Annotated in this window: 12 protein-coding genes and 1 pseudogene; 5 read left to right on the top strand and 8 right to left on the bottom strand. The window is 58.8% G+C overall.

Annotated elements, in window-relative coordinates; genetic code table 11:
• Positions 1 to 35: 35 nt before the first annotated feature.
• Positions 36 to 551 (top strand): O-acetyl-ADP-ribose deacetylase, encoded by a 516-nt coding sequence (locus tag F1563_RS07270; RefSeq protein WP_002528910.1) that lies wholly within the window; start codon positions 36 to 38, stop codon positions 549 to 551.
• 30 nt (positions 552 to 581) lie between these two features.
• On the opposite strand, the gene F1563_RS07265 is transcribed toward F1563_RS07270, so the two are convergent.
• The gene (locus F1563_RS07265) at positions 582 to 944 is read right to left on the bottom strand and encodes a DUF488 domain-containing protein (protein WP_002528911.1); all 363 of its coding nucleotides are present in this window, start codon (positions 942 to 944) and stop codon (positions 582 to 584) included.
• A 24-nt stretch (positions 945 to 968) separates the two neighbouring features.
• Positions 969 to 1,787, bottom strand: a complete 819-nt coding sequence (locus F1563_RS07260; protein ID WP_172623645.1) for a DedA family protein — start codon at positions 1,785 to 1,787, stop codon at positions 969 to 971.
• 123 nt (positions 1,788 to 1,910) lie between these two features.
• Between F1563_RS07260 and F1563_RS07255 the strand changes: the two genes are divergently transcribed.
• Genes F1563_RS07255 through F1563_RS07240 form a run of 4 tightly spaced genes read left to right on the top strand, consistent with a single transcriptional unit; the run spans position 1,911 to position 5,022 of the window.
• Positions 1,911 to 2,744 (top strand): ABC transporter ATP-binding protein, encoded by an 834-nt coding sequence (locus tag F1563_RS07255; protein ID WP_002528913.1) that lies wholly within the window; start codon positions 1,911 to 1,913, stop codon positions 2,742 to 2,744.
• Positions 2,741 to 3,388: an ABC transporter permease gene (locus F1563_RS07250; protein ID WP_002528914.1), complete on the top strand. Its 648-nt coding sequence runs from the start codon at positions 2,741 to 2,743 to the stop codon at positions 3,386 to 3,388. The genes F1563_RS07255 and F1563_RS07250 overlap by 4 nt, the downstream gene beginning before the upstream one ends.
• Entirely contained in the window at positions 3,385 to 4,080 is a 696-nt protein-coding gene (locus tag F1563_RS07245) for an ABC transporter permease (RefSeq protein WP_149302619.1), read from the top strand. Before F1563_RS07250 ends, F1563_RS07245 begins: the two co-directional genes overlap by 4 nt.
• 9 nt (positions 4,081 to 4,089) lie before the next feature.
• Positions 4,090 to 5,022, top strand: coding sequence for an ABC transporter substrate-binding protein (locus F1563_RS07240; RefSeq protein WP_002528916.1), 933 nt, complete (start codon positions 4,090 to 4,092; stop codon positions 5,020 to 5,022).
• Between the two features lie 37 nt (positions 5,023 to 5,059).
• Here the strand turns inward: F1563_RS07240 and F1563_RS07235 are convergent, their stop codons facing one another.
• The 6 genes and pseudogenes from F1563_RS07235 to F1563_RS07210 all read right to left on the bottom strand — a co-directional run bounded on the left by F1563_RS07235 (position 5,060) and on the right by F1563_RS07210 (position 12,952).
• On the bottom strand, positions 5,060 to 6,250 hold the full coding sequence (locus F1563_RS07235; protein WP_002528917.1) for a glycine C-acetyltransferase: 1,191 nt from the start codon (positions 6,248 to 6,250) through the stop codon (positions 5,060 to 5,062).
• A 37-nt stretch (positions 6,251 to 6,287) separates the two neighbouring features.
• Positions 6,288 to 7,325, bottom strand: coding sequence for an L-threonine 3-dehydrogenase (tdh, locus tag F1563_RS07230; RefSeq protein WP_007433321.1), 1,038 nt, complete (start codon positions 7,323 to 7,325; stop codon positions 6,288 to 6,290).
• 104 nt (positions 7,326 to 7,429) lie between these two features.
• Positions 7,430 to 8,323 carry a carbohydrate ABC transporter permease gene (locus tag F1563_RS07225; RefSeq protein WP_002528919.1) on the bottom strand — a complete coding sequence of 298 codons (894 nt, stop codon included), beginning with the start codon at positions 8,321 to 8,323 and terminating at the stop codon, positions 7,430 to 7,432.
• On the bottom strand, positions 8,316 to 9,149 hold the full coding sequence (locus tag F1563_RS07220) for a carbohydrate ABC transporter permease (RefSeq protein ID WP_002528920.1): 834 nt from the start codon (positions 9,147 to 9,149) through the stop codon (positions 8,316 to 8,318). Before F1563_RS07220 ends, F1563_RS07225 begins: the two co-directional genes overlap by 8 nt.
• Before the next feature lie 125 nt (positions 9,150 to 9,274).
• Positions 9,275 to 10,561: an ABC transporter substrate-binding protein gene (locus F1563_RS07215; RefSeq protein WP_002528921.1), complete on the bottom strand. Its 1,287-nt coding sequence runs from the start codon at positions 10,559 to 10,561 to the stop codon at positions 9,275 to 9,277.
• Positions 10,562 to 10,592: 31 nt separating this feature from the next.
• Positions 10,593 to 12,952: pseudogene (locus F1563_RS07210) on the bottom strand (ROK family protein).
• Positions 12,953 to 13,136 lie beyond the last annotated feature (184 nt).

Below are 13,136 nucleotides of genomic sequence, written 5' to 3'. Positions count from 1 at the left end.
CGGAGGGTGATCACGGGTCATGCACAATAGGGATTATGGCCGACATTACGATCCTCCGAACAGACATCACCACTCTCGACGTCGAGGCCGTCGTCAACGCGGCAAACCGTCAGCTGGCTGGTGGCGGCGGGGTTGATGGGGCCATCCACCGGGCTGCTGGGCCGGAGCTGTCGGCGGCCTGCCGGAAGCTACGCGAGACTACACTGCCCGACGGTCTGCCCACCGGCCAGTCGGTGGCCACCACTGCTGGAAAGATGCCCGCGAAGTGGGTCATTCACACCGTAGGCCCGGTATGGGCCAAGACCATCGACAAGTCTGATCAACTCGCCTCCTGTTACCGCAGCTCGCTACGGGTGGCCGACGAGATCGGCGCGCGAACGATTGCCTTTCCGACCATCTCTGCCGGGGTCTACGGCTACCCCATGGACGAGGCTACCAAGATTGCCGTCGAAACCTGTCTCCAGGCCGACACCAAGGTGGAGACGATCTACCTCGTTGCCTTCAACACCGAGGCCGAGGCGGGCTACCGTGCCGCTCTCGGAGAAGACTGATCCGGGTACTCGACCGAGAACACTGACAATTCAGCTAGCCAACTCTGTGAGGATCCGCGCCAGTATAACGGCATGGTTGACCTCGCGGTCGCCTGCGCCGAAGAGAAGGATCACCTCGTCACGGTCGGCACACTCGTCAACGAACTTCTTCGCCGCACCGGACTCGTCGAGTTCGGCCTCATAGCGACCTGCGAACTCGTCGAAACGCTCAGGATCGTGGTTCCACCACGTGCGCAGGTGGGAGGACGGGGCCAAATCGGTACGACGCTCGTCAAGGTCGGCGTCGTCCTTCTTGACTCCTCGCGGCCACATCCGATCAACCAATACCCGGTACCCTTTGGCAGGGCCCTTCTTGAGGTCATCACGAATGTTCACTGCACGGAAGATCGTCATACCTCCCACTGTGTCATACGGGGATCAAGCCTTCTGCTTCTTTCTGACGAAGATCGGCGCCAAAATGACAATGACTAGGGCGATAGCCACCCAATTAGCAATCTTGGCGTAGTACTTAAGGGCGCCGACGATGGGATCACCCACTCCCCAGCCCAGCCCCAGATATCCCAGGTTCCAGACAGTCGCGGCGATGAAGTCCAGGGCAACGAACCACCTCACCTTCATCCCAGACGCCCCCGTTAAAACGAAAACAACCGGCATGATCGGAAGCGGGATAGGCACATAGGCGACGAGCACTCCTAGCCAGCCAAGCTTGCGTGCCCATTTCTCCGCCTGGTCATACCTGCGACGGGCCCGCTCAGACCGTCCAGCCCAGACCTCGATCATGCCTCGGCCCCACAGCTTGCCGGCCCACCAGTAGACCCAGTCGAGTTTGATCGACATGATCGAGCCCAGCAGCAGCCACCAAACCCAGTGCGGAACCTGCCCTACTGATGCCAACGCCCCAGTCGCGGCCGCACCGGTACGAGACCCCGTCAACCCCATGAGGATGGGCGGATCAAGGCCAAGCAGCCAACCACGCAATGGGAGCATCGCCAAAGAGAAGATGCCGAGGAAGCCGATCCACCCCATGCACCAGTAGTCGGCGCGACCCGGCTTGTGGTTCCAGGGCATGCCCTCGGCCTTCCACCACTCCTCCTCTGTTGCGGAGTCAGATCCGGCGGAAGACTGCTCGTCTTCGGCTACGGCGGTAGCGACAACGGCGAAGGAATCCCTCTCACCTACCGCCGCGGTGCTCATCTCATCCTGCACGCCGTTGAGGATACCCAGAACCAGTGACAACTCTGCGTCGGCAATATCCGCCAAGAGGAGAACGCCCTACTCATAGAACTATCGCAGCGGTAACATGGCGCCTCAACCGGCCACCCAGCACACGCGAACCTCCGCCGGGCGAGGAGGGACCACATGATCCGCTTCGACCACGTCAGCAAGCGTTTCGATAACGGAACGGTCGCCGTTGACAACTTCGATCTGAAAGTGGAATCCCACCACCTGGTCGTCCTGCTGGGGTCTTCCGGGTGTGGCAAGACGACCCTGCTGCGGATGGTCAACCGGATGGTCGATCCCTCTGAAGGGCGAATACTCATTGACGATATCGACGTCGCCACGATCGATCCGGTCAGGCTGCGCCGTCAGATCGGGTACGTCATGCAGTCGGGCGGGTTGCTACCGCATCGCACTGTTGTCGACAACATCGCCACAGTGCCTCTTCTCTCGGGGGTGTCCCGAGCTGCCGCCCGTACTCGGGCGATGGACTTACTCGACAGAGTCGGCCTAGATTCTTCCCTGGCACATCGATACCCCACACAGCTATCGGGCGGGCAGCAGCAACGGGTCGGGGTGGCACGCGCCCTGGCCGCCGACCCCAACATCCTTCTTATGGACGAGCCTTTTGGTGCCGTCGACCCGGTGGTGCGGGCCGAATTGCAGCAGGGTCTGCTGCAAATCCAGGCTGATCTGGCTAAAACGATCGTCTTCGTCACCCACGATGTTGACGAAGCATTCCTGCTCGGCGATGAGGTGCTCGTTTTGCGACGGGGGGCCCAGATCGCGCAGCGAGGGTGCCCCGACGACATCCTTCTTCACCCGGTTGACGACTTCGTCTCCTCTTTCATCGGTGGCGATCGCCGGAGCCTCCATATGGAACGGTATGACGACCACCTCACCGTCGTTGACGCCGGTGGTCGACTCGTGGGACGCCTCGCCGATCAGCCCACAACCGTCAAGGAGAATTCGTGAATACCCGATGGGTGAGCGAAAACTGGGACCAGATTTGGCAGCTAGCAAGCCATCACGCGGTGCTAGGCGTCACCCCCGTAATGACGAGCTTACTGTTGTCGGTTCCGCTGGGGTGGTGGGCGTATCGCTCCCAAACCGCCAGGCGCATTCTTGTGCCGGGCACGTCGATCCTCTATGCCCTTCCATCTCTTCCGTTGTTCGTCCTTTTACCTCTCGTCCTAGGCACAAAGATCCTTGATCCGATCAACGTCATCGTCGCGCTGACGCTGTACGGCATTGCCCTGCTGGTGCGCACCGCCACTGATGCCTTCGATTCGGTGGGACGATCGGTGCGCCGTGACGCCGTCGCCATAGGGCATTCAGATTCCCAAGTGTTCTGGCGGGTTGCCTTGCCGCTAGCTGTTCCCGCCCTTGTTGCCGGAATGCGGGTGGTCTCGGCGTCCACCCTGTCCTTAGTCAGCGTCGGCGCCTTAGTCGGCGTCCCCTCTCTGGGTTACTTCTTCACCGACGGCTACCAGCGCTCCTTCCCGACCGAAATCTGGGTAGGGATTATCGGAACCCTAGTGTTGGCGGTCATTTTCGACCTCATCATCGTCTGTGTCGGTCGGCTCCTGACGCCGTGGCAGAGGGGAGCGGCGACATGAACCAGATCGCAGCCGCTATCACCTGGTTGACGACCTCCTCTCATTGGACTGGTTCCGGATCTATCGGGATCCGCATCAGCGAGCACCTGTGGTACACCCTGCTGGCACTCATCGTCGCCGCTACCATCGCCATTCCTGCCGGGCTAACTATCGGCCATACCGGTCGTGGAAAGACCGTCGCGGTGGCCTGTTCTGGAGCTTTGCGTGCTCTCCCCTCTCTCGGCCTGCTCACTTTGCTAACGCTTTCAACGACGATCGGGATCGGAAATCCCGTCGTACCTTCCACCATCGTGCTAGCCATCCTGGCGATCCCGCCCCTGCTAGCAGGTAGTTACTCCGGCGTTGAGGCCGTTGTCGACGAGGTAGCCGACGGAGCCCGGGCCTGCGGCATGACCCAGATGCAGGTGCTAAGGCGCGTCGAGTTGCCGCTGGCCGCTCCTCTGCTCTTGGGCGGACTGAGGTCGGCCGCCTTACAGGTCATCGCGACCACAACGATCTGCTCATATCTGGGCATGGGAGGCCTTGGCCGTTTCATCCTTGACGGGCTCGCGGTCTCCGACTACCCGCAGATGCTCGCCGGGTCCATCGTCATCATCGCGCTGGCCTTAGTCACCGACGGGCTGCTCTCCCTCGCTACCCACTTACTCATTGACCCGGGTGTCAAACACGCCTTGGCCTTGACCCCGCAATGATCCCATCGAATGGAGCACCCTATGATCACAACGACGATGCCCCGCCGAATCCTGCTCGGAACAGTGTTGCTGACCGGCCTGGCAGCATGTTCTTCAAATGATCCTCTCAACTTTAATGACTCAGGATCCGGGAGCGGAGGCGTGACCGTCGGCTCGGCGAATTTCACCGAATCCGAGATCATCGCTGAGGTCTACGCTCAAAGTCTGGAGAAGGCCGGGATTACGGTCAAGCGTCGCATGCAAATCGGCACCCGAGACATCTACGTCAAGGCGCTGAAAGATGGTTCAGTCGACCTCGTCCCGGAGTACTCAGGCAATCTGCTGCAATTCTTTCAAGGGACGCCGTCCGCCTCCGACGAGACGTCCGTCATGGCCGCCCTGCGCAGGTCGATGCCCGCCGGTATGACGGTGGGTGAGCCCTCGGCAGCTCACGACGCCGATTCCTGGTGCGTCACCGCTGAATTTTCACAATCCCACAAGGTGACTTCCCTGGCCGACCTAGCCAAGCTGAATTCCTTCAAGGTAGGCGGCAACCCCGAGCTCAAAGAACGCCCCTACGGCCCAAAGGGATTGACGAAGGTATACGGCGTTCCAGCATCCAAGATCACGTTCACCGCCCTGTCAGACTCCTCTGGGCCGCTCACCGTCAAGGCGCTTACCTCGCGTACGGTGGATCTCGTTGACCTCTACACAACAACCCCCGCAATCAAGGAACAGCACCTCGTCGTCCTCTCCGATCCCAAGCACCTCATCATGGCGCAAAACATCGTCCCGCTCATGAATAAGAAGGTTGACGACAAGGCGCGTAAACAATTGGCCAAGGTGTCGAGGGCACTGACCACTGACGATCTCATCGCGATGAATCAGCGCTCCCAAGGAGACGAGAAAGCCTCAGCAGCCACCATCGCCAAGGATTGGCTTGCAAAAAAGGGGCTGGCCTGATCGCCAGCCCCTTCCCAAACTCAGTTTTTCACTCAGCTCACTCGACTTCCTCGCGCGCCTCCTCGAAGGCCTTAATGGCCTTGTCGAGCTGTTCTCGGCTAAGCCCGGCCGACATTTGGGTACGGATGCGAGCCTTCCCTTTGGGAACCACCGGGTAGCTGAAGGCACGAACGTAGATGCCCTTGGCGAGCATGGCGTCGGCCATCTTCGCAGCCTTGACGGCGTCTCCCACCATCACCGGCACAATCGGGTGGGTGGACTCGGGGATCTCAAATCCGCGACGCGTCATCTCGGAACGGAAGTACTCGGTGTTCTCGCGCAGCTTGGTGAGCAGGTCGCCGGAGGTCTTGAGCAAGTCAAGGGCAGCTAGCGAGGCTCCGGCGATCGAAGGAGTCAGCGAGTTAGAAAACAGGTAAGGACGCGAGTTTTGGCGCAACATCTCGACGACCTCCCGATGGGAACAGGTGTAGCCACCCGACGCGCCACCCAGAGCTTTGCCAAGGGTACCCGTGAGGACGTCGACGCGGTCACGAACACCCCAGTACTCAGGGGTTCCGGCACCGTGGTCACCAACGAACCCGACGGCGTGGGAGTCGTCGACCATGATCATCGCGCCGTATTTCTCGGCGAGATCACAGATCTGCGGCAGCGGGGCAACGAATCCATCCATCGAGAAGACGCCATCGGTGGCGATCATGATGTGCCTGCAGCCCTTGGCCCTAACGTCCTCAAGCTGAGCTTCGAGGTCGGCCATGTCCTGATTGCGGTAGCGGAAGCGTTGGGCCTTGCATAGCCGGACCCCGTCGATGATCGAAGCATGGTTGAGCTCGTCGGAAATGATCGCGTCGTCGGGGCCGAGAAGGACCTCAAAGAGACCCCCGTTGGCGTCGAAACACGACGAGTAAAGAATGGTGTCCCAGTTGTCAGGGCCGTCGGGGTGAAGGAACTCGGTAATGGCTCGCTCGAGCTCCTGGTGAAGGGTCTGAGTGCCACAAATAAATCGAACCGAGGCCATCCCGAAACCCCATTCATCGAGGGCCTTTTTGGCGGCCTCAATAAGCACCGGGGAATCAGCCAAACCAAGGTAGTTATTCGCGCACAGGTTGATGACCTCGCGTCCGTCACCGACGGTGATCTCGCCCGACTGGGGGCTGGTCAACGGGGCCTCCGCTTTGTAGAGGCCTTCCTCCTTGAGGGCTGCGATCTTGGCACTGAGTTCATCCTTCATAGATCCGTACATAGTTGTCCTTCCTGTAAATCGCTTATCAGTCGAGGCATTCCCAGTTCATGACGACCTTGCCGCCGTGGCCTGAGCCGGCGACGTTGAAGGCTTCCCGAAAATCCGTGATCGGGTATCGATCGGTGATGATTCCGGAGATGTCTAGACCAGAACGGATGAGGGAGGACATGGTGTACCAGGTTTCGAAGATCTGGCGCCCGGTCACTCCCTGAAGTGTGATCATGTTGAAGATGATCTTGGAGACGTCGAGGGTAGTGTCGTTGCTCGGGGTTCCTAACAGCGCGATACGTCCGCCATGGGTCATGTTGCCGATCATGGACGTCAAAGCTGCCCCCGACCCGGACATTTCCAGGCCGATGTCGAACCCCTCCTTCATGTCGAACCGGTCCCACACCGTCTCTAAACCTTCACGGGAAACATTGACGGTGTTCTTCAAGCCCAACTGCTGAGCCAGCTCCAGCCGCTCGTCGGACAAGTCGGTGACGACGACGTTACGCGCCCCTTGGAACTGGGCAACCAGGGCCGCCATAATGCCGATCGGCCCAGCACCTGAAACCAGGACGTCCTCGGCCAGACAGGGGAACTGCAGGGCCGTATGTACGGCATTGCCAAACGGGTCAAAGATCGCCGCAACGTCGGGGGCAAGGTCGGGGATGTGATGTACCCAGACGTTGCCGGCCGGCATGACGAAATATTGGCAATAGGCTCCGTCGACGGCATACCCGATACCTTGGGTGTTGCGGCACAGGTGACGTTTGCCTGCTAGGCATGCTCGGCAGCGCCCGCAGACGTAGTGGCCCTCACCGGAGATGAACTGCCCGACCTCTAGATCATTGACCTCTGAACCGAGCTCGACGATCTCGCCGCAAAATTCGTGACCGAGGACCAGCGGGGTATGCACCGTCTTGGCAGCCCAGCCATCCCATTTATCGATGTGAACGTCGGTGCCGCAGATCCCGCTGCGCAGCACTTTGACGACGACATCGTTGGGCCGTGGTGTTGGGTCGGGAATGTCAATAAGTTCAAGTCCCGGTTCTGGCCGGGTCTTTGCCAAAGCCTTCATCGCCGTTTGCCTTTCCGGGGGATCACCCCCAAACCACATCCTTGTGACAACACAACTGTGCCACTACCTCGTCGGGGATGCACACCCAGTCGGTAACTATTCATTCAGCCTTTCAAACCGGAGCTGGCTAGCCCTTCGATGACCTTCTTCTGCATCGAGAAGAACAGCAGGAAGATCGGCGCCATAGCCATCACCGAGGCGGCCATCATGAGGGCAAACTCGCTGGAGTGCTGGCCTGCCAGGGTGGCAATCCCCACACTCAATGGCATGGATTCTTCCCGCGTAGTCACGATCAGCGGCCACAACAAGTCGTTCCAGGACCAAAGAACGGTGGTGATCATGACGGCGAACAGTCCTGGTTTGACGACAGGAACCATAACTCGCCAGAAGGTCTGCCAGGGGTTGCAGCCATCCAGGCGGACGGCCTCTTCGAGTTCGACAGGCACGCTCATAAAGGACTGCCGCATGAGAAAGATACCGAAGGCTGAAAAGAATCCGGGAAGAACAATACCCCACGGCGTCTCTAGCAAGCCGAGGTCACGAATGATCTGATACTGCCCAAGGAGGCACGACTGCCCCGGCACCATAAGGATAGCCAGCACGAGGCCAAAAATGATCGACCTGCCCCCGAACTTCATCCGGGCAAACGCATACCCGCCCATAGCGCACAGGATCAGCTGTGCGACAGTTCGCAGGACGGTAATCGTCACAGAGACACCGAACTGCTTGAGGAACGGCAATCTCGTGAAAACTTCGGCATAGTTCTTAACCTGCCACTTATCAGGGATGAACTTAGGTGGGACGGCCTGAATCTCAGCATTCGTCGACAATGACATGAGCACCTGGTATGCGAACGGGAAGATCATGACGATGCCGCCGAGGAGCAGCAATACGTGAACACCGACAAGACTTTTTTGGGAGTTCCGATCGCCCTTCTTGATGAGCTGGTCGACCTCCTGCTGGCTCAAGGCCCCGCCCTCCTGTGCAATCTCAGACATAGTTGACCCATTTCTTCTGACCCAGAAATTGAACGACGGTGACGGCAGCTACGAGGAGGAAGATGACGATGGCAATTGCTGCTCCCATCCCCTGATTGTTGTTGACGAATGCCTCCCGGTAGAACAGGGACACTAACGATCGTGTTCTAGGTTCAGCTGGGTTTCCGGTACCGATCATGGCGTATAAGGCGCCAAAGAGCTGGAATCCGCTGATCGTCGTCATAATCGCCAGAAAGAAGATCGATGGGGACAATAGTGGGACCGTGATCGACCGGAACTGGCGCCATCTCGAAGCGCCATCGATCGATGCGGCTTCGTATAACTCCCGAGGTATCGACTTCAAGCCGGCTGAGAGGATAATGACGTTGAACCCAATAGATGCCCACAACCCGAATAGTGCGACCGCAGCTAAGGCCCACCCCGGCGTGACTAGCCAGTAAGGTGGATCGTTCACACCCAAACCCCGGAGGATCTGATTGAACAGGCCGAACTGACCGTTGTAGACGATCTTCCAGACTTGGGCGACAGCCATCGGCATCGCCAGGTAGGGCATGAAGTACAGGATTCGGTATAACCTCTTAAACTTCAGACCCGGCAATTCGATTATCGACGCGATAATGACCGACAGAGGGATCCCTAGCAGAACGATGAGTGTGTATAACAGGGTGTTGAACATCGCCGAGCCCAGGTCCGGACTCGAGAACACGTCGCTGTAGTTCTGCAGTCCGACAAACTCGGGGTTCCTCCCGAAAGCATTAGTCTGCTGCAACGAGGAGACGATGTTCTTGACGATGGGCCAGTAATAGAACACCGCAATGCCGAGCATGAATGGGCCGATAAAGAGAATTGGCCACGCCCCCACACTCGTCGGATTTCTTCGTCGGGGCCGATGGGATCTCGGCCGGCGGGGAGAGGCGCCCGCCGAACCACCACACCCACCAGACGGGGTCATCACTTTTCCTTACCTAGGGCGTCGTTCATGAAGGCCGCCAGCTTTTTGGCTGCTTCGGAGACCGGCGTTTCGCCACCGAAAGCTGGGGTTAGGAAGTCAGCCTCCCGGTTAGCCCAGGAATCAGTGTTCTGACTGACTGGGTAAGTCACGGCATACCTGGTCGCCGCATCGACAAACATCTTGCAGTTCCATTTCGGAAAGTTCTTGACCCAAGCGCTCTGAGTGCCATTGAAGGCCGGGATGGCCGTGCCGTTCTTCGCCTCGACCTTCTGGCTCTCCTTGCCGGACATGTGGGCGATGAGGGCTAGAGCTGCCGCTTTATTCTCACTCTTGGCTGACGCGACCCAGCCAAGGCCATGGATAATGGTGGCCTGCTTTGCCTTCTTGGGCAGGTCAATCACGTCGTAGTCGCCTTCTTGGCCTTTGAGCTCTTCGGCAAGCTCGGAGGCCGTCCAATCACCCGTCCAGAACATGGCGGACTTACCACTCGTGAACATTTGGGACGGTTTCGTGTCGGTAACAACCTTCGGCGATGCAACCGATCCGTCCTTAACCCAGTCTGCCCAGCATTGTAGCCCCTCGATGCTCTTAGGATCACCGAATCCAGAAGCATGGTCTTTGATGACATAACCACCAGCCTGCGCAATGGTGTTGTAGTATGTATCCTGACCATCACCGTTGATGGTGGTAGCACATCCGTAAATACCTTTGGATTTGCCCCAATCAGAAATCTTCTTGGCTTTATCGTGGAAATCATCCCAGGTCCAGCCCGCGGTAGGCGCCTCGACTCCGGCCTCCTTAAAAATCTTCTTGTTGTAGAAGACGCCGATGGTGTCAAAGTCTTTGGGCACGCCGTAATGCTTGCCCTCAAATGTATAGAGATCAACCAGCGCTTTCGGGTAGTTAGACCACTTAACACCTGCGCCAGTGATCTTGTCGATGGGGGCGAGCATGCCGTTGGCAGCGTAAAGTTGGATGTTAGGACCGTTCATCCAAAAAACGTCGGGAAGTTCGTTGCCCTGCGCCTGGGTGCGCAGCTTGTTCCAGTAGTCCTTGAACCCGGCCAAGTTCGTTTTGATCTTGATGTTTGGGTATTTCTTAGCGAAGGACTTAAGGTTCTGCTCGATCGTCTTCGTCTGGTTCTTGTCCCAGTAGGCCAGGGTCAGCTCCGCCGACGTTTTTGAGTCGGCGCTCGGCGAGACGTCCGACTCGTTCTCCTCGCTTGATGAGCATCCAGCAACGGCTAGGGCGGCGAGAGCAGCCCCGATGAAACCTCTGCGATCCATGATTGACCTCTCTGTCTCGTTCTCGTTGTGATCACTTGACCTGGTTGTTGTTGAAGTACCGGACGATCTCGTCATCCAGCGTCGGCACCTGACGCGGCGTCGACCCATGACGCAACGACTCAGTGGCCTCAATTCCCGCAGCGACGGCATACCAGGCACCCAACGGCGAGGTATCCGTGCAGGTTCCGTTCCTCACGAAGTTGAGGAATTCGGTAACCGTCAATACGTCGGCGTCACCGTGCCCATTAGCATCCCCAATGATTGGGAAAATCTCATCACCGTCGGCGTTGTAGTGGGTTCGCTTGTTCCACAACCGGATAACGCCTCCTTCGCCGTCACCGAAGTTCTCAATGCGTCCCTCCGTACCGATGACGGTGTAGTTGCGCCAATAATCCGGGGTGTAATGGCACTGTTGGTAAGAGGCGAAAACCCCCGAGTCCATTCGCATAAGCATCATCGAAATATCTTCGACGTCAATAACAGGATTGAGGCCTTTCTGAGTCAGCGGAGGCCAGTTATCCAGCGAGTACCAATCCCCCATGAGTTGGTCGGAGTTGTCACGGCGATCGGTAATTTGGTCGTAGAGGGTCAATCCCCCCATGCCGACGACATCGGCGGTGTAGGAGTCTGCGAACCAGTGCATGACGTCAATGTCATGAGCAGCCTTCTGCAATAGCAGGCCCGTACCGTGCTCGCGGGTGGCGTGCCAGTCTTTGAAGTAAAAGTCACCACCTGACCCGACGAAATGACGGCACCAAATCGCCTTAACCTCGCCGATCCGACCCGTGCGGATGAGGTCACGCATGGATCTCACCACGTTCATATGCCTCATATTGTGGCCGACGTAGAGCTTCGTGCCGGTCTCGAAGGCGGTCGTCAGGATCTTGGTCGCCGTAGCCATGGTGACAGCCAGGGGCTTCTCCAGGTACACCGGGATTCCAGCCTCTAAAAGCGGGCATGTGACCTCGGCGTGGGTGTCGTCTGGGGAGGTGACGAAAGCGACGTCGATACCCGAGGCGATGAGTCCGGCAACGTCGGAAGTGATCGTGATCGAGTCGGGGTCCTTCCCTAATCGCTCTGCTACCCGTTTGCGGGCCAAGTGATGCGGCTCGCAGACCGCAGTGACGACGCCCTCGTTGCCCTCCATTTCGGCGTTAAGGGCAAGCCGGCAGCGAGCTCCAACGCCAACGACGCCCACCCTCATGTGATCGCCGAGGCGCTCTTCTCGATGTGTCGTCATGACGCTGTGCTGTCCTTTCTCAACTGCGGAAACGACCTTGGCCATGTCTCGCAGGGCCACGGGATGTGGATGCTCGGTACCTAGGCCTTCCTCGTCACCACTTCCAATGCGGTGTTAAGAGTCCCCACGACTGACGCGGCCCGGCCCAACTCTTCAACCTCGGCGGTCATCGACTCCGAACCGAGCGGACGCCTGGATATGAGTCGTTCGATGACCCGGCGAATCACCGTGACCGACGCATTCGTAGGCCCGGACATGACGATGACATCCGGGTCTATGACCGCTGCCACTGAACCGGTCGTCAGGGCTGCTCGATCGATCCAGTCGTCATCGGGCGTCTCGTCGCCGTCCAGACGCAGATCGAGCACGTCGCTAATCTCACCCGCATTCCACGTCCGGCCTCGGTGCAACTGTCCGTTGAGCACCAGACCGGTGTGCAGACCGCGGCTCATCCGCACCAGGAGCATGTCAGCGTCAGGATCGAGCGCACCGCGCTGGCGACGTTGGCAGAACTCGCCGTAGGCAGCCATATTGATGTCGTTGTCGACGGTCACGGGGACGTCAACACGTTGGGAGAGCAGATGGCCAAGGTTTAACCCGGTCCACTGCGGTACCAGATCGCTTCGGACGACGCGCCCCTCCCCATCGACGACTCCTGTGGTGGAGACAGCCAGGTGCAGTAAGGGCCCCTTGTCCCGGCAGGCGTCCCGCAGCGACTCGATAGCGCTGACGACAGCCTCAAGACGGGCGTCAGGCCGGTACTGGCTGAGCCGAGAGCTCCGCGCAGCCATGATGGTTCCTCCGAATGTCACCGCCACCATCAGCATGGAATCAACGAGGATGTCAGCACCGATAACGATTCCGACGTCGCCGCCCAGGGACCACGTCGTCGCGGGCCGACCCAGACCACCGGGGTCGGAGGCACCACGAATCACCCACCCGGATGATTCGAGGTCGTTGAGGATCGAGATGACGGTCGGACGAGATAAACCGGTGGCTTCCACTAGGTCAGCAGCGCTCATCGCATCTCCGGCACGCAGCTCGAGTAGGACGTCGTCAGCCCGTTCGCTGCGTCGATCACGCTTCGCCACTGTCAGCTCTCCATTCCCGAGTCTAAAGACAACGCCTTCACAACCTTTGTAAAGGCATATTTCAAAAGAGGATTTCACTTCTTGCTTGAAATGAGCATGGACCACCCTGACGAGTTGGTCAAGAGGTTGAACGAAACTCGCCGCTGTTTCGCTCACTCGCGGCGCATCCCCTGCGAAGACTGATGAAGACAACTCGCTGCGACCCAGCCATTGCGGTTCGCTGACATTGCTCTTCAGACTTTGG

It is taken from the genome of Cutibacterium modestum (assembly GCF_008326345.1).
Taxonomy (GTDB): Bacteria; Actinomycetota; Actinomycetes; order Propionibacteriales; family Propionibacteriaceae; genus Cutibacterium; species Cutibacterium modestum.
Note: the sequence above shows the minus strand (reverse complement) of the source record. Positions and strands in the feature narration are given on the sequence as shown.